The sequence below is a fragment of the Bacteroidota bacterium genome (assembly GCA_016711505.1).
Classification (GTDB): domain Bacteria; phylum Bacteroidota; class Bacteroidia; order AKYH767-A; family 2013-40CM-41-45; genus JADKIH01.
Map to the genome: position 1 here is coordinate 651,920 of JADJSV010000001.1, position 17,128 is coordinate 669,047.

Here is a 17,128-nt window from a genome sequence, read left to right on the forward strand (position 1 = left end):
TTTGTGTTTATGAGTGCAAAATAGGAAAAAGTTTGAGTACTAAATACTATATGTTTTGTAATGTTATTAAACATATATTTGAATGCTAGGAAACTAAACAGGATGGCTTTTCAATTCTCAGACAGAAATACACCAAGGTGGATCATTTTCGCAATTGATCTTTGTATATGTTTGGGTTCGTTAATGTTAGCTTACCAGCTTCGCTTTAATTTCCGGGTTCCGGAAACGGAGATCTCGCTTTGGAAGTATGCATTTACTACTGTTATTGTTACCAGGATAATCAGTTTTCTCATATCGAGAATTTATCAGGGAATCATTCGCTATACAAGTACCAGGGATGCATTGCGGGTCTTTTACACGATTACGATTGGAAGTATTTCAATGGGTTTGATGAATGTCATTTCATTCTATGCTATTGGAATTTATCTCGTACCATTTTCAGTTTTAATAATCGATTACTTTGCTTCTGTATTCTCAATTACGGCTTTCAGAATTTTGGTAAAAACAATTTATCAGGAACTGAAAAATCCGACACGTGATAAACAACTCGTCATTATATATGGTGCCGGTGAATCTGGATTGATCACAAAGCGCGCTATTGACAGAGATGCAAACACACGATTTAAAGTTACTGCTTTCATTGACGATGATGAGGCCAAAGAAGGTAAAACCGTTGAAGGGATAAGGATTTTTCATACTTCAGAACTCGATCAGCTACTGATGGCAAATAATATCGCTCATCTCATCATCAGTATTCAGAATGTTGCTGCTGAAAAAAAACAGATCATAATTGAAAAATGTCTGGCACATGATGTTCATATTTTAAATGTTCCACCTGTTACTTCCTGGATCAATGGTGAATTGAGTTTTAAACAGATAAAGAAAGTAAAAATTGAAGACCTTCTCGAAAGGGATCCTATTCGTCTTGACCTGGATATTCCAGGCTGAATCCCCTCTATACGACCTGGAATTAGAGTTGAATGAAAGTTATCACTGGAAAAATTTTGAAACTGTAATTGCAGATATTCGTCAATACGACCGGATGGAACGAGTATTCAATTTCTTCAGGCCGGATGTAGTATTTCATGCTGCAGCATACAAACATGTTCCGGTCATGGAATCAAATCCTTCGGAAGCAATTCTTACAAATGTTCAGGGAACAAAAATTCTTGCCGATCTTTCAGGGAAATATAATGTAGAAAAATTTGTAATGGTCAGTACCGACAAGGCTGTCAACCCCACTTCTATTATGGGAGCAACCAAGCGGATTGCCGAGATCTATTGTCAGTCGCTGAATAAAGTCGGACAAACCAAATTCATTACAACCAGGTTCGGAAATGTACTGGACTCGAATGGTTCTGTTATTCCCCGCTTCAAACGGCAGGTCGATGAAGGTGGACCAATTACAGTTACTCATCCTGACATTGAACGGTTCTTCATGACAATACCTGAAGCTTGTCAGCTGGTTCTTGAGGCAGGTGCAATGGGAAATGGTGGAGAGATCTTTATATTTGATATGGGTAAGAGTATCCGTATCGTTGATCTGGCAAAAAAGATGATTAAACTTTCAGGACTTACTTTAGGTAAAGACATACAAATTATTTATACAGGACTTCGTCCGGGTGAAAAGATCTTCGAAGAACTTTTAGCAAATAAAGAAACTACACTTCCAACACATCACTCGAAAATCATGATCGCAAAAGTGCGAGAGTATGATTTCCCGACTATAGAAAAAGAAATTTCTGATCTGATCGATCTGTTCAAATTACAAAACAATGAGGTCATCGTAAGGAAAATGAAAGATATTGTTCCGGAATATATTTCCGCGAATTCACAATTTGAAAAACTCGACAGCTGATATGTTAAACTCAAAAGAAAAAACTTCAAAGGTAAATATCCGTTTTTCAGATCTGGATCTGTTCGGACATGTGAACAACGCTGTGTACTTAACTTATTACGAAGAAGCGCGTGTTGCCTATTTCAACGAAGTGGTAGGTTATGATTATGACTGGTCAACTGAGGGAGTAATCCTTGCCCGGGTTGAAATTGACTTTGTGATTCCTGTTCACTTCAAAGACGAAGTTTTCATCCGTACAAAATGTTGTCGCATGGGAAGTAAAAGTTTTGATCTTGCCTATGAAATGTTCATTGTCAAAGAAGAAAAGGAAATTATGCTTTCATCTGCTACCAGCGTAATGGTAATGTACAATTATAAAGAGAAGAAATCGATTTTGGTTTCGGAGGAATGGAAAGTGAAATTGGTAAGTAGTAAGTAGCACTACTTACTTGTAACAAGTGCAATATTTCAATGTAATTCGATTATTAGTAACTGGTGAATACCATTACTCTATATAGCAATAGCAACAATTCAACTAAAGCATTGTAATGTTCATTTAGAATAAAAGTAAGCACTTTCAAGTTAGAAAATAGTGCTACTCACTACTTACCACTTACCACTTACCATTTACCATCATCCGTGAATCGTTTCCCGCTGCCCATACTTTTTAATGATCTCCGCTTCGAACAGAAGAAATTCCTGCCACCTTGCTTCAACATCAATTCCGTTTGCATATTGTCTGGCGAACTTTAAGAAAGTTGTATAATGTCCGGCTTCGCTGACCATTAATCGGTGATAAAATTCTCTCAGATCTGCATCATTTATATTTTCTGAAAGAACTTTAAAACGTTCGCAACTCCTCGCTTCTACCAATGCTGAAAAAAGTAATTTGTCGACGAGCACATAATTTTTTGTATAACCTTTTCTTATAAAAGAATTCAGTTCAAATACATATTCATCACGCCGCTCACGACCTAGTTCATAACCACGGGCCTTGATCTTTTCGTGAACTTCCTGAAAATGCTCCAACTCTTCCTTAGCCAGGTCCAGCATTGCATCAACAAGTTCAGTACATTCCGGAAAGTGAACAATCAGATTGATTGCATTGGTGCATGCCTTTTGCTCACAATATGCATGATCAGTGAGGATCTCTGCAATATTTTTCTCAACTATATTGACCCACCTTGGATCAGTGGGTAATTTTAATCCTAGCATATCTGGTGTGTTCTAAAAACGCTCACAAAGATAGAAAGAAATCAAGATTTGTTAACGTCGTTCACCCCGTAAAAAGTGAATTTTATCATTAAATGCAAGGATTTTAGCAGCATTGTTATGCTTTAAAGAATTACAATCGTACATTTGTATATATCAAAATGTCAGCATTAGTAGTATACGGAAACAGACTTAGTATTCAAGTTACTAAGGAATTCAAGCAATTGGTCAACATATCGATTGCTGCAGGTAAGTTTATATTGATCCATCCTCATTATGAACTCATCCGTGAAGCTATGCGTTTGGATATGCTCGAAGATGGTTTTCTTGAAGATTTCGAAGTACACAACTGGCAATATGAAGTCGGCGAAATGATCACTTTCGAATTTGAAGAAGTTTTATTTTTCTATGCACTACTGGATGTCAGCTGTCGCATTTTCCTTTGCGAGATCGGAGACGATCTGAAAAGTATGGCTATCGAAAGTGGCGAAACAAACGATGAAGAATTTGTTCGTGTAAGAAGTTTTTACTTAGTTCAAGCTGAAGAATTCATTCAGAAGATCAGAGATGCTTTTAAAAATAATCCTGATTTTAAGGAGTTGCAGGGGAAAGTTGAGCAGTTGAATAGCTTGGCTTAATTATTCATTATACAATCACCTCACTCGGATGCGGCATCGTTCCAAATTTTTTCAGTGCTGAAAGATGCGATTTCATTGCTTTGAAAAACGTTTCATTGACCATGTATGGTACGCCATATTCTTTAGCTGTTTGTTCGACAATCTTAGCAATTTGCGGATAATGCACATGGCAGATTCGTGGGAACAAATGATGTTCGATCTGGAAATTCAGACCACCCACATACCATGAAATAATTTTACTTTTTGGCGAGAAATCTACAGTCGTATTCATCTGATGTACTGCCCAGTCATTTTCGATTGTATTCTCGTTATTAGGCATTGGATGTGTTGTGCCTTCAACTGTATGAGCCATCTGAAATACAAAACTCAGAATAACTCCTTCAAGGAAATGCATCAGGAAAAATCCGATCAACACCTGGTACAGTGGAATACTAAAAAACAGTGAGGGTACTACAAGAAGGGTAAAAATATATGCAATCTTAAAAAGACTGATCTTCAAAACTGCAAGTATTGTTTCACTTTTGGTTAACGGACTTACACCATTTTTTGAAAACTGGAAAATCTGGATCAGGTCTTTCAGAAATACCCAATAGGCAGTCAACAATCCGTAGAAAAAGAAAACATAAAATGGTTGAAATTTGTGATACCATTTCACTTTTGAATGTGGTGAGAATTTCAATACAAGACGATCTGCAATGTCTTCGTCCATACCGGATATATTGGTATAGGTATGATGTAAAATATTGTGCTGAAGTTTCCAGTTATGCACTGAACCACCTGCAAGATTCAACGTATGTCCGACAAGATAATTTACGGTATCATTCGATGAATATGCGCCATGATTTGCATCATGCATGACACTCATGCCAATTCCTGCAACAGAAATTCCCATGATCGTCCATAAGATCAGACTTGCCGGAAAAGAGAAATGAAAAACCAATAGAGCAATGAATGGTAAAATGTATCCTGCAAGCAGAATGAAAGTTTTTATTACCATCGATGCATTGGCATGCTTCGATAAATTATTCTGTTCAAAATATTCGTCTACTCTTTGTTTTAAGGTAGGAAAGAATTTTGTTTTGTCCTGACTTATAAATTTTACTTTTCCTTTGATTTTCATTCAGAAATTTTAATGGTGCCGGAATGAGTGACGCAACACTAATTCAGAAACAACCTGTATAGTAAATTAACCGGTTAAAGTTAATCAAATAAGATGGAGCAACTTTCGAGCCGCAATTTAATTATTAACTTTATTGATTAAGTGCAATATTTACTTTGTATCGATCATTTCCATCCATTAAGTAAGACAATTGCCATACAATAAAGTTTTAACACTGTCAGAAAATTTCTTCTTCTTCAACCAAAATAGTATCATTTGGCATAATTAAGTCTCTTGCACGACCTGTCACCTGAACATTTGGGAATAAATTGTCACGTTCCTGCTCAGTGATCATTTGCTTTCTTAACATAAAATTTGAAACATTTTTATAGTAATTAGCAAGGTAGGGCTTTAAATTTCCTGATGGATCGAAACTATATCTGAACCATTTTGGATGAGGCAATAAACTTGCAAGAAAAATACTTTCCGGCAATGTAAGTGCTGCAGGAGTTTTCTTGAAATAAAATTCACTAGCCTCTCCAATTCCATAAATATTGGGTCCTAATTCTATAATGTTAAAATAAACCTCCAGCATTCTTTCCTTACTGTAAAGTCGGTTGCTTTCAATAAGCCAGACAATTAATGCCTCTTCTGCTTTTCTTGCAATCGTTTTCTTTCTATTCAGGTAAATATTTTTTACTAACTGCATGCTGATCGTGCTTCCGCCTCTGAGAAATTTTTTGCTTTGTAATTCGTTGCAATGGATTTCCTGAATGCATCTTCATTGAATCCATAATGATAAAAAAAGTTTCCGTCTTCCGATGTAAGAACAGAATTTCTGAAATAGGGAGAAACACCTTCATATGGGGTATAATACGGATTCGATGGACCGACAATAAATGACCGGACATATCTTCCATAATCATATACCGACTGTGTAAATTCTCCGGACATTTTCATCAGATCACTGTTATTGAATTTACGAATCCTGAATTTATTCTTTTTCATTGAGCAATCAAAAGTGACATTATCAGGATTTGCAGAGTCGAGAAAAAAATTCAATTTGAACTTCAGGGAGCCATCGGCTTCGATACTTCGAACCTCATCAAACATTCCTTGCGGAAGCGAGTTAAAAAAATCAGTTGCCGGAATGGTGTCTGTTTCTACTCTTAATGCATACTTCTTTGAACCTGAGGTTTCGAATCGTAAATATGGCTTAAAGACTATACCTGACAGTCTGGCGACAGATGAACTGTCAAGCATCAATGAATTTTCATTAGTTGTAACGGTATAAGATATTGAAGCATTCTCAACTTTGATACTATCTTCAGAGATCCTGTTATGATGAAATGAAAACCCGGAAACAGAAGCTAATCCAAAAACTTTTAATTCTTTATTGGAATAACGGTAGCCATCAAGTTCAATATGTACAGTATCAAAACTTATTGTTGCACCTGTTAGTTCAGTAACAAGCGGAAGATTGCTCTTTTTTTCTGTAGTTGGGAAAAGAAACAGATCCAGTTTTCGTGACGACTGATGAAATGAACCACTACACTCCCATTTTCTTTCTGAATTCAAATCTTCAAATTCTCCTTTCAATGAATTTACATCAGAATGAAAACGATTCATTCGAATCAATCTTTCAAGAGTATCGTTTTTATATTTTAAGATCGCATTAGTAATCTCTGCCTTTTGTGGTGCAAAGTTGAAGCTCCTGTCCAGAACTCTTGCCAGTAAACCTGAATACCCGTTTGAGCCTTTTGAAACAGTTTTCTCTGCTTTTTTTTCATCAGAGGCGAACTTGTAATTCGTGCTATTTTTTTTATGTACCAATTGCAATAGAATTCCACTCCCTTCAACTTGATTCAGTCGGATTGTTCCTGTAAGCAATGCTGCAATAGACGGTTGGACCCTGAGAGTATCTGCATGCAGAAGTGTATCACCGGATTGTGGAATTATTGAAACACTTCCTAAGGCCACAGTAAAAAGTCCGGAAAATGAGGATGAACCTATAACCATAGTCAATCCCTTTTCCTCCTTCATCTTAGCCCCAACTTTCTCTGTAATGTAGTGTAGAAGCGGGTTTCGGAAAATAAAGAAGATCAAAAGAAGGCCAACAAAAAATGCAATTGCGACTTTCAGTATCCTTTTTAAATATTTTTTCCATACATGTTTCAGAGGTGTAATTTGGTCAATCTTTAGTTACCAATCAAGCCCAATTTCATACACATTTCAACGTTAATAATTTCGGAATTTAATTCACTGGAATTACAAACAGACTCAGTACTTTAGAAACTTGTTAAATACAGTATGAAATTTACAATTCAAACCACCTTGATAAGATTAGGAATCACAGCTTCATTACTTTTTGTCACCGCATTATTCGCGTATAGTCAAAGAGTTGCTCCTGTTCACAAACCTGAAAACAAAGTCGCTCTTGAAAATCATGATAGCAGAGCGGAATCTTTTGTTTTAAAAAACCTGAACCGTTTTGGCCTCGACAAATTAAAGGATTACGATAAAACACTTGGCGAGTCATTTTCTTCCGAATTGAAAGATACTTTGGAAATGATGGAAAAGACTTATCTTAATAACAGCTCAACGTTACAAAAGAGTTTAACAGAAAAGAAAAGTAAGATCACAGAACTCACAGCACAAAAAGCGGAGTTAAGTACAAAGTATTCCAAGCTTTTAAGAACCGCCGCCTTTGCATTTGGGATCTGGTTATTAATGATAATAGTATTCCTTCAATTTCAGAAGAGAAAGATCAAAAAGAAAAATGATGAACTTGAAATTACAACCGCTCAGTTAAAATATAACAGAGATCATTCAACATTAGCAAAAAGTGCTATTGATAAAGTCAGACATCTTAAAAATTCCATCCTTAAACTTTCAGAGGGAACTCAACAATTGAATGAACTTTCAAAAACACTCGATGAAAACAATGGTATTGAAAGCAAGTGGACAACTGAGATTTCTACTTCTATTCAAAAAGTTAATACTTCAGCCCAATTTGAATTAAGACTTGCCAATGCTTTTATCACTCAGGAAGGAGATTTAAATTCTGAAAAAGAAAGTACAAATATCAATCTGCTTTGCGAAGAATATCTGACAATTGCCTCAAGAGGTCTAATGTCAACAGGAAATGAATCGGAATGATCGATTCAGTTTTACAAAATGCCTCTACTCCATTTTATACCACTAAACAAAATGGTAAAGGTGCTGGATTAGGACTTTCAGATTCACAAAAGATCATGACAGAATTTCACAAAGGTGAAATAAAAATTGAAAGCGAAAATGGTAACAGTACCGATGTTTATATTAAATTCTTCCTGTAAAATGAAAAAAATCTCTCTATATATATTATTCGTCTTTTTCTGCTCATCGGTTTTCGGACAAGATGTTGCAACACTGCAATCATTGAATGCCAGAGCAAAAACAATTTACATAAAAGCTGAAGCATTAGATCAGATCATGATCGCTCTCCGTCCTTTTGAAGGTAAACATGGAGCCGGAATCGATACGCTTTTGATGGAGACATATAAAATTATCTCCCAGGGTTATGCAGACAACAATCACTTCAAGCAAGGTTATCAGGTATACGACAAATATATTAACTACAGAATTGAATCTTTACAGTTGTATAAAACTGCAACAATTACTGCAGCAGCCGCATCTATTGATTCCAGAAAACAAAAGGATGACGCTGCACAAGTAGATCTACAGAATACTATTTTACAACTTCAGATCGACATCGATCAACTTGGCAGCAAACGTTCAGGGTTTAAGAAATATTTCAGCTTTGGTGTTATCCTTTTATCTTTGGTCTTCGCAGGACTACTCGTAAATTATGGAGTTAAATTCAGCAATCTTAAAAATCAGATCAAGGAAAATAAAGATTCAATGCTGGCAAGCCACAGACTGGCGACTGTCGGCAGTTTTGCATCCGGCTACCAGTCAGAAACCGGAAAATCTTTTGTGAATATTGAAAATACCATTGCTCAGATCAAATCAGAAATAAAAGGTTCGACAGACGCTAACCTTAAACAGGCTGACCAGCTTTGTTCGGGGATACTTAAAGCGACGGCTGAGGTGAAAACAATTAATAATTAATATGAAGCAAGAGTTGCCCGAATAATCTCAACACACTCCGACAACTGTTGGTCCGTAATAATCAATGGTGGAGCAAACCGGATGATATCACCGTGAGTAGGTTTTGCTAAAAGGCCGTTTTCTTTTAATGCCAGGCAAACATCCCATGCATCCTTACCGTCTTTAGGTTTTATGACCATCGCGCAGAATAAACCTTTATCTCTTACCAAAGTAATGTGATCGTGTTTGATAGATTTCAATTCACTTAATAAAATATTTCCTAATCGTTCAGCTTTTTCAGCAAGGTTCTCATCTTTCAAAACTCTCAATGCAGCGATTGCAACTTTAGCCGCCAGTGGATTTCCTCCATATGTACTTCCATGCTCTCCGGGCTTTACACATAGCATAATTTCATCAGAAGCAAGTACAGCAGATACAGGAAGTAATCCGCCACTTAATGCCTTTCCTAAAATTAAAATATCGGGATGCACATTCTCGTGATCACATGCCAGCATCTTTCCTGTACGACATAATCCTGTCTGAATTTCATCGCCGATAAAAAGTACATTATTCTTTTTACAAAGTTCAGATGCTGCTTTCAGATAACCATCATCAGGTATTACTACTCCTGCTTCACCTTGTATCGGTTCAACTAAAAATCCGGCAACCAATGGGTCCTGCAATGCTTTTTCCAGGGCAGGAAGATTGTTGTAAGGGATCTTTATAAAACCGGGTGTAAAAGGACCAAATTTTCCGTAGGAATCAGGATCTGTAGACGCTGAAATAATAGTTATCGTTCGTCCGTGAAAATTACCTTCACAAACGATGATCTTCGCATTATTTTCCGGAATCCCTTTCTTTACATATGACCATCTTCTGGCAAGTTTCATTGCAGTCTCAACACCTTCTGCTCCGGAATTCATTGGCAGAACCTTGTCGTAGCCGAAATAGTTCGTGATATACTCTTCGTATTCACCAAGTACATTATTATGAAAGGCTCTGGAAGTCAAAGCAAGTTTCTGAACCTGGTCAATTAATGCTTTGACGATCATCGGATGGTTATGACCTTGATTCAAAGCTGAATAAGCCGACAAAAAATCGAAATATTTTTTCCCTTCTACATCCCACACATAGACACCTTCTCCACGTTCAAGCACAACAGGCAATGGATGATAATTATGAGCCCCAAAACGCTCTTCTCGTTCAATTGCCTGTTCTGTTAATGTCTTCTCGATAACCATCGTTTTCATAATGCGGGGAATAAAATAAAATAACTTATATGATGCAAAAATAAGCTTTTCCCGGAGGTAATTCAAGTTAATTGGGCAATTTCCTTCGCAAATCTTGAGATCCAAACTCATTCACGATAAGCAAGTGAAATCTGATGAACATTCTTTACTTTCGCCAATATGGAAAATGTGAAAAAGGGTGAAATAACTGAAAATCTCAATATTTCAGAGGCGGGTTCTGAGGGAAATGCTTTAGCCCGAATCGATAATTTTGTGGTTTTTGCTGAAGGTGCTGTTCCGGGTGATGTAGCTGATGTAATGATCTACAGAAAAAAGAAAAATTATGCTGAAGGTCGTGTTGTAAACATCATCTCACCATCGGCCGACAGAGTTCAGCCTTTTTGTACACACTTCGGAACATGTGGTGGCTGCAAATGGCAGCATATGTCTTATGAAAAACAGATCTTTTACAAACAGAAACACGTGACGGATGTTCTTGAGCGGGTTGGAAAAGTTGAATTGCCAACTGCTATACCGATTAAGGCATCGGCAAACACAAAATATTACCGCAACAAACTTGAATATACTTTTTCAAATAAAGCCTGGTTAACAAAAGCAGATCTTGATGCAGGAGCAGATGTTTTACAGAGTGCTTTGGGGTTTCATGTTCTCGGTAGATTCGATAAGATCCTTGATGTAAAAGAATGCTTTCTCCAGGAAGATCTGAGTAATAAAATTCGATTAGCAGTAAAAGATTTTGCAGTAAAAAATAATTTCGAATTCTTTGATCCAAGAAGTCAGGAAGGTTATCTCAGAAACCTTATCATCCGCTCAACCTCTACCGGAGAATGGATGGTTGTCGTTGTATTTAGTCGTGATCACAAAGAAAGCAGAACTCTCATGATGGATCATCTGAAGAATTCATTTCCGGAAATTACTTCATTGCAATACATCATCAATTCAAAACGTAACGATACTATTTTTGATCTTAATGTTGAACTCTATAATGGACGTTCATACATAGAAGAAAAAATGGAAGATCTGACTTTCCGCATTTCTGCAAAATCCTTTTATCAGACTAACTCACTCCAGGCATATGAGCTATATAAAATTGTACGCGACTATGCAGGCTTAACCGGGAATGAAAATGTTTACGACCTTTATACAGGGACAGGAACAATTGCTTCTTTCGTTGCTGCAAAAGCAAAACACGTAACCGGAATCGATTATATTGCTGATGCTATCAATGACGCCGGAGAAAATGCTGCTTACAACAAAATCAAAAATGTTTCGTTCTTTGCAGGAGATATCAAAGATACACTGACACCCGGAATTTATTGAACTTCATGGTAAACCGGATGTGATCATAACTGATCCACCAAGATCGGGAATGCATGAAGATGTTGTCAGAGCAATTGTAAAAGCAGCACCTGACAGGATTGTCTATGTAAGTTGTAATCCCGCTTCACAAGCAAGAGATCTGCAAATTCTTGATGAAGCCTATTCAGTCGTAAAATATCAGCCTGTTGATATGTTCCCGCATACAACACATGTGGAAAATGTAATGTTGCTTCAAAGAAAAAGTCTTTAACAAAAATTGAAATGAGATCAATTGTCTTTTTTCTGATTTTTAGTTTCTCTGTCAGGTTTACTTCCGGACAGGATTCTTCGCTTGCAATTGACTACGAACAGGAACAACTTGGATTATGTTTTAAGTACTCGAATGAACTGGGTTTTAATATTGAATCAATTACAAATCCATATTTGTACGATTATGTGAATGAATGGCTTGGAACTCCCTATCGATACAGCGGAGAAAATAAAAATGGAATCGATTGTTCAGGATTGGTGTGTGAATTATATAAATCGGCCTACCAGAAAATTCTTACCGGTTCGGCTAAAGAAATTTATGAGAAATCAGATCCTGTTAAAAAGAAAATCTGAAAGAGGGTGATCTGGTATTTTTTAAGATAAAAAAAGGAAGAATTTCACATGTAGGAATCTATCTTGGCTCGAATAAATTTGCACATGCCAGCACTTCACGTGGTGTTATTATCAGTGATCTCGATGAACCTTACTATAAAAGATACTATTATAAAGGTGGCCGGTTAAATGATTTGAACGAAAAATAAAATGGAAAAAGACAAAACTCTCCTTCTTACAAATAAACAGATCGAACAAAAATTAAATCGTCTGGCATTTCAGATCTTTGAAGATAATTCTGATGCAAAAGAAATTGTATTGGCAGGTATTGTAAAAAGTGGTTATGAAGTTGCTGAAAAAATTGCAGCTATACTCAAAACCATTGCTCCATTCAAGGTCATTCTCACAGAAGTGAAATTCATCAAACATGGAAAGCTGGATCAGAAAATCGATATTAATCTTTCCAAAGAAGACTTGAATAATAAGATTGTGATTTTAGTTGATGACGTTATGAATTCCGGCAAGACAATGCTGAATGCCATGAAACCTTTTCTTGATGCCGAAATTAAAAAACTGAGAACAGTTGTTTTGGTCGACCGGAATCATAAGCGCTATCCTGTTTCTTCTGACTTCGTTGGACTGTCTTTAGCTACTACTCTGCAGGAGCATGTTAGTGTGGAGATTGGAGACTCGAAGATTGAGGCGTGGATTCAATAGCAAAATATTAATATTTAATAATTAATATTCACTACTACTATTCGATAAAAATAAAACATTTTAATTTAGGTTGAAAATATATTTTAAATCAACTGTTCGCAGAATAAATTTCTAGCAAGCCCCCACATTTTATTGACATACTTTTTTGGACGGTAAAGGTTCGGGGGGGGGGGGCGTTTGAAAAGTTGAATCGAGATGAACCAATAATCGAAGATTTCAATGATGGGGGGGGGTTTCTTTTGGGCGCCAGATGCGGGAAATTACTTTCATATGAAAATATTTATATCGGGCAGTATTTACTTTTAATCATTCATATTCATTATTAATTTAGAAAGGCTTTTCCGCTTTTTAAAAGGAGATCGGACTGCAAGTTGTCCGGAAATCTGTTCCATTAACTCAACATCATTGAGGTTTTCAATGAGCGGTCTGCCGGTTTTGTTATTGGAGAGACGATGAAATAATAATCCGGGATTAGCTTCAAGATAAACAGTTACACCCACTGCATTCATGTACTCCATATTATCGAAGTAACATGGTAATCCACCGCCGGTAGAGACAACAACATTATTATTCTCTGCAAGCGAATGCAGTGCTTTTTTTTCCAAATCCCGAAAATGTTCCTGACCGGAGGTTTTAAAAATTTCTGAAATGCTTTTCCCTTCGGCTTCTTCTACCAGTTCATCTGTATGAACTACGGGCAAATCCATTATTTTTCCAAGAGCTTCTGCAACCTTTGATTTTCCACTACCCATATACCCTATCAAAAATACTTTCATCAATTTCTACTCCTCAATTAACCTTGAGTGAATGATCAATAAGTTGCATGGTAATTTTGGCAAGATGGTATCAATATGATTCTGTGCTATTCTTTCGAAAATCTGCAAATGGTGATCTATAGAATTTACTATGACCAGATCAGCATTCACTTTTTGTGCATATTCTGTAATGTCCTCAAAATTTTCATTCGATGCGGATTCGATCCTTACATTGAGAGCCATATTTTCAATTGACTGATTGAATTTGGAATCAGAAAATATTTCTGAAGTATAATCGGCAGACTGCGAAGAATCTGCAGCAGCAAATTGCTCAGCAACATCCAATACTATAACTTCTTCTGCTTTCTCTCTTTCACTGAAATAGAATGCAGTCATGAGTGCATGTTCTGTCTTTCTGTGATTGTTTGCTTCTATTACAATCCGTTTCATGGATCTTGATGGAGAAGCATATACCAAAACCGAACATTTCGCTTTCGTAGCAATTTCCTGCGTTAATTTTCCAAATGGTTGTGCGAAATTTTTATTCTGAGAAAGACCCATGAGCAGCAAGTCTACTACTTCATGCTTGCAAATTTGAAGAATTGCAGAAACTGCATTCGCCTGTTCCCAATAGATACGCGAATTTCCATCATGAAATCCATATCGTGTCAGGATCTTAGAAAGCTGAATGAATTTGTCACCGGTTTTTTTTCCGTAATGAATAAAAACTGCTAAACTTCCATGATTCTCACAATGACGCTTCATTTCACTAACCATGAAATCAAGTTCGTCATTAAAAGCAACTCCAAGCGCAATGGTGTTGAATGGAAAGGACGGTTTTCCTTTTATCATTTGCTGATCTTTAGCTGCAAGATAATCAAAAAGCCGAATAACCAAAGGCTGTACTAAATCAATTGATCAACAAGACTTGTCAATTTAATTCGATTTATGCTGAATTTTCCGCAACCTTATATTCAGCATTTCAACGATCAATGAGAAGGCCATACCGAAATAGACATATGATTTCTCAACGTGAACATGCATACCTTCCAGCATCAGCAACACTCCGATAGCAACTAAAAATACAAGTGCAAGGATCTTCATCGTAGGATACTTGTTGATAAAATCACTTACATACGGAGCGAATAACAACATGACAAACATTGACACAACAACAGCAGAGATCATAACAGGCAAATCACGGCTTAAGCCTACTGCTGTTAATATTGAATCGAATGAAAAGATGATATCGATGATTGTAATTTGTAAAATCGCCTGAGAAATAGTAAGCTTTTTCTTCGTGCCCTCTTCAGCAGCCTTTTCATGACCCTTTAGTTTCTCATAAAGTTCCTTGAAAGTTTTATAAACAAGAAATACACCGCCGGAAAATAAAATCAGATCCCTTCCACTCACTCCTAAAGTCCCTATAAAGAATAGCGGTTGAACAAGATGTACTAACCAGGAAATTCCAAGGAGCAATAGTATTCTGAAAACCATTGCCAGCATTAAACCTATCGTTCTTGCCCTCTGCTGATCAACTTTTGGCAGATAGCTACAAATAATGGCAATGAAAATTATGTTATCGATCCCTAAGATTATTTCCAGAAATATAAGAGTGACTAGACTTAATATTCCTTCCGGAGAAAACAGAGTTAGTAACATAAATTTGAAGTGTTTAGCTTTTTACGAGTAGAGGCGCAAAACTAAATAAAAAAACATACCCTTTAACGCACGTTGTAGAACTTATTGAGTTGATTTTGAGACTTTGTTCTCTCAAGAACATAATTACGAATTACGCTTTATCATTATAAACCTTCAACACCCGAGCAGACGGTTCAGAAAGATTTCCTGACCATCGCGGTAACCAGTAATGTGGAATCACCTGCCACTGATCGCCATTTTGATTTTGAAAAGCACGCATGAAATAAAAAGATTCTTTTGAAGGAGCAACTATTGACGGATGTAGTTTATCTTTTTTCATTTCAAATTCCTGATCAGAAACTTTTTCATTCAAAAATTCCTGTACCCATTGAAACCATGATTTTTCTTTTCCGGAAACGCCATCGGAGAACGCTTCCTTTTTTCTCCACAAAACTTCTTCAGGTAATGTTTTTCCGAATTTACTTTTTGCAAATGCTGTACGAAAGAAATTCTTTTCGATACTATCTTTAGTTGGTACTTTCCAGCTTGCAGGAAGTCCTCTGAAAAAATCAACAAACTCTCTGTCTAAGAATGGAACACGCGCCTCCAATCCATGACAAGAAATAGCTCTGTCAACACGAAGTCCATCGAAGAGATGAATTTCATCCAGTAACCGGTAATGATCTTCCTGTGCCGATTTAAGATCGGGATGATTATAAAAATATAAATATCCCATCTGGCACTCATCAGCTCCATCACCATTAAGCACAACTTTTATATCAGTGTTTGCAGAAATATATTTCCCCAGTAAATACTGACCAACACTTGCTCTGATAGTTGTAATATCATATGTTTCCGTATTCTGTAAAACAGTATCGATTGCATCTAAACCTTCCTGAGGAGTAAAATAAATTATTTCATGTTCAATGTTACCATATAATTTATTCAAATGCTCTGCTACACTTTTTGCATAAACTATATCGGTACCTTCTTTCATTCCAATGCTGAACGATTTTAGTTTTTTCCCCGGGTATTCTTCCGCCATGATCTTTGCAGCTACAGCACAGACGACGCTGGAATCCAGTCCACCGGAAAGCAAACAACCAATTGGACGGTCAGAGATCAACCGGTGCCGGACAGCATTTTCAAATATTGAAATTGCTTTTGCATAATCGCTTTCAGCCGGCTTTGAATTCGTATTGTAATCAGCATTTACTACAGAAGGCCAGTATTGTTTTTTTGCAGGAGTTTTTCCAGGAGTCCAGTTCAGAATTGTTTTTTGACCAAACCGTTCAACATTCTGAAAGAATGGCGCCAATCCGGAAAGTAAACTACTGAATCCAAAACTTTTCAGATCCTGACTAAAACCAATAAACATTGGACGCACACTTAAAGGATCAGTTGAAAGGAAAAGCTGCTTTAATTTATGTTGATGATATTCAACAATTGCAAAACTGTATTCACCAACAAGTACTTTGTTTAATTTTTCAAGATCATAATTGAATAATTTCAATAGAGGAAGAATAACAGCACAATCAGAGCCGTGAAGGGAAACATCGAGTTTAAATTCAGCGATCAATTCCCTGAAATTATAGATCTCTCCATTACATACTAAATAGAATGTTCTCTCACCATCTACCATATAAAAAGGCTGATCACCATCGACATCAAGGCCATTGATTGCAAGACGGTGAAAACCTAAAAATGAGTCTGGGTTTAAAATTGTCAGACTTCTATCCGGACCGCGTTTCCTTAATGTATTAAAAGAAGCATAAATTTTTGACGAATCGCCCTTTTCTACTATTTCGCCTAAAAGGCCATAAATACTGCACATATATTTAAATTATTATGGGGAAAAGATACAGTTTTATGCAAGAAGTCAAAAATCAGAAGAGAATAATTTCCCGCAGAATACGCAGAATAGCCGCAGATTTTTATTCATTAAAATGCATTGAACTTAGCTTTTATCCCAAAGGGATCTCTGC

17 protein-coding genes and 2 pseudogenes are annotated in these 17,128 nt (G+C 36.6%); 10 read left to right on the forward strand and 9 right to left on the reverse strand.

Features of this window, described 5'->3' with window-relative positions:
• Positions 1–102 precede the first annotated feature (102 nt).
• Both IPL24_02805 and IPL24_02810 read left to right on the forward strand, forming a co-directional pair.
• Positions 103–1,858, forward strand: a pseudogene (locus IPL24_02805) (polysaccharide biosynthesis protein).
• A complete protein-coding gene (locus tag IPL24_02810) occupies positions 1,839–2,276 on the forward strand; it encodes an acyl-CoA thioesterase (protein MBK8362629.1) in 438 nt (145 codons plus the stop codon). The pseudogene IPL24_02805 and the gene IPL24_02810 overlap by 20 nt, the downstream one beginning before the upstream one ends.
• Before the next feature lie 194 nt (positions 2,277–2,470).
• Here the strand turns inward: IPL24_02810 and IPL24_02815 are convergent, their stop codons facing one another.
• Positions 2,471–3,052, reverse strand: coding sequence for a tRNA-(ms[2]io[6]A)-hydroxylase (locus tag IPL24_02815; GenBank protein ID MBK8362630.1), 582 nt, complete (start codon positions 3,050–3,052; stop codon positions 2,471–2,473).
• Positions 3,053–3,210: 158 nt separating this feature from the next.
• On the opposite strand from IPL24_02815, the gene IPL24_02820 reads away from it, so the two are divergent.
• A complete protein-coding gene (locus IPL24_02820) occupies positions 3,211–3,687 on the forward strand; it encodes a hypothetical protein (GenBank protein ID MBK8362631.1) in 477 nt (158 codons plus the stop codon).
• Between the two features lie 7 nt (positions 3,688–3,694).
• On the opposite strand, the gene IPL24_02825 is transcribed toward IPL24_02820, so the two are convergent.
• From IPL24_02825 to IPL24_02835, 3 genes are all read right to left on the reverse strand, one after another.
• A complete protein-coding gene (locus tag IPL24_02825) occupies positions 3,695–4,807 on the reverse strand; it encodes an acyl-CoA desaturase (protein MBK8362632.1) in 1,113 nt (370 codons plus the stop codon).
• Positions 4,808–5,024: 217 nt separating this feature from the next.
• A complete protein-coding gene (locus IPL24_02830) occupies positions 5,025–5,561 on the reverse strand; it encodes a transglycosylase domain-containing protein (GenBank protein MBK8362633.1) in 537 nt (178 codons plus the stop codon).
• Positions 5,486–6,829 (reverse strand): transglycosylase domain-containing protein, encoded by a 1,344-nt coding sequence (locus IPL24_02835; GenBank protein MBK8362634.1) that lies wholly within the window; start codon positions 6,827–6,829, stop codon positions 5,486–5,488. The genes IPL24_02830 and IPL24_02835 overlap by 76 nt, the downstream gene beginning before the upstream one ends.
• A 267-nt stretch (positions 6,830–7,096) precedes the next feature.
• Here IPL24_02835 and IPL24_02840 point away from each other — a divergent pair, with 267 nt between their 5' ends.
• Genes IPL24_02840 through IPL24_02850 form a run of 3 tightly spaced genes read left to right on the forward strand, consistent with a single transcriptional unit; the run spans position 7,097 to position 8,899 of the window.
• Complete coding sequence (locus IPL24_02840) at positions 7,097–7,945, forward strand: hypothetical protein (protein ID MBK8362635.1); 849 nt, start codon at positions 7,097–7,099, stop codon at positions 7,943–7,945.
• Positions 7,942–8,124: a hypothetical protein gene (locus IPL24_02845; GenBank protein ID MBK8362636.1), complete on the forward strand. Its 183-nt coding sequence runs from the start codon at positions 7,942–7,944 to the stop codon at positions 8,122–8,124. The genes IPL24_02840 and IPL24_02845 overlap by 4 nt, the downstream gene beginning before the upstream one ends.
• Position 8,125: 1 nt before the next feature.
• Positions 8,126–8,899, forward strand: a complete 774-nt coding sequence (locus IPL24_02850) for a hypothetical protein (protein MBK8362637.1) — start codon at positions 8,126–8,128, stop codon at positions 8,897–8,899.
• Here the strand turns inward: IPL24_02850 and rocD are convergent.
• Positions 8,896–10,119 carry an ornithine--oxo-acid transaminase gene (gene rocD / locus IPL24_02855; protein ID MBK8362638.1) on the reverse strand — a complete coding sequence of 408 codons (1,224 nt, stop codon included), beginning with the start codon at positions 10,117–10,119 and terminating at the stop codon, positions 8,896–8,898. The two genes, IPL24_02850 and rocD, sit on opposite strands and share 4 nt — an antisense overlap.
• A gap of 168 nt (positions 10,120–10,287) precedes the next feature.
• Between rocD and rlmD the strand changes: the two are divergent.
• From rlmD to IPL24_02875, 4 genes and pseudogenes are all read left to right on the forward strand, one after another.
• Positions 10,288–11,698, forward strand: a pseudogene (gene rlmD / locus IPL24_02860) (23S rRNA (uracil(1939)-C(5))-methyltransferase RlmD).
• Positions 11,699–11,709: 11 nt separating this feature from the next.
• The gene (locus tag IPL24_02865; protein MBK8362639.1) at positions 11,710–12,051 is read left to right on the forward strand and encodes a C40 family peptidase; all 342 of its coding nucleotides are present in this window, start codon (positions 11,710–11,712) and stop codon (positions 12,049–12,051) included.
• The gene (locus IPL24_02870; GenBank protein MBK8362640.1) at positions 12,048–12,239 is read left to right on the forward strand and encodes a C40 family peptidase; all 192 of its coding nucleotides are present in this window, start codon (positions 12,048–12,050) and stop codon (positions 12,237–12,239) included. The genes IPL24_02865 and IPL24_02870 overlap by 4 nt, the downstream gene beginning before the upstream one ends.
• Before the next feature lies 1 nt (position 12,240).
• On the forward strand, positions 12,241–12,747 hold the full coding sequence (locus tag IPL24_02875) for a phosphoribosyltransferase (protein MBK8362641.1): 507 nt from the start codon (positions 12,241–12,243) through the stop codon (positions 12,745–12,747).
• A gap of 302 nt (positions 12,748–13,049) precedes the next feature.
• Here the strand turns inward: IPL24_02875 and IPL24_02880 are convergent, their stop codons facing one another.
• The 4 genes from IPL24_02880 to IPL24_02895 form a co-directional block, all read right to left on the reverse strand.
• On the reverse strand, positions 13,050–13,523 hold the full coding sequence (locus tag IPL24_02880) for an AAA family ATPase (protein MBK8362642.1): 474 nt from the start codon (positions 13,521–13,523) through the stop codon (positions 13,050–13,052).
• 6 nt (positions 13,524–13,529) lie between these two features.
• On the reverse strand, positions 13,530–14,354 hold the full coding sequence (locus IPL24_02885) for a universal stress protein (GenBank protein MBK8362643.1): 825 nt from the start codon (positions 14,352–14,354) through the stop codon (positions 13,530–13,532).
• 84 nt (positions 14,355–14,438) lie between these two features.
• A complete protein-coding gene (locus IPL24_02890) occupies positions 14,439–15,164 on the reverse strand; it encodes a TerC family protein (GenBank protein MBK8362644.1) in 726 nt (241 codons plus the stop codon).
• A 130-nt stretch (positions 15,165–15,294) separates the two neighbouring features.
• Positions 15,295–16,977, reverse strand: coding sequence for a hypothetical protein (locus IPL24_02895; protein MBK8362645.1), 1,683 nt, complete (start codon positions 16,975–16,977; stop codon positions 15,295–15,297).
• Positions 16,978–17,128: the final 151 nt, after the last annotated feature.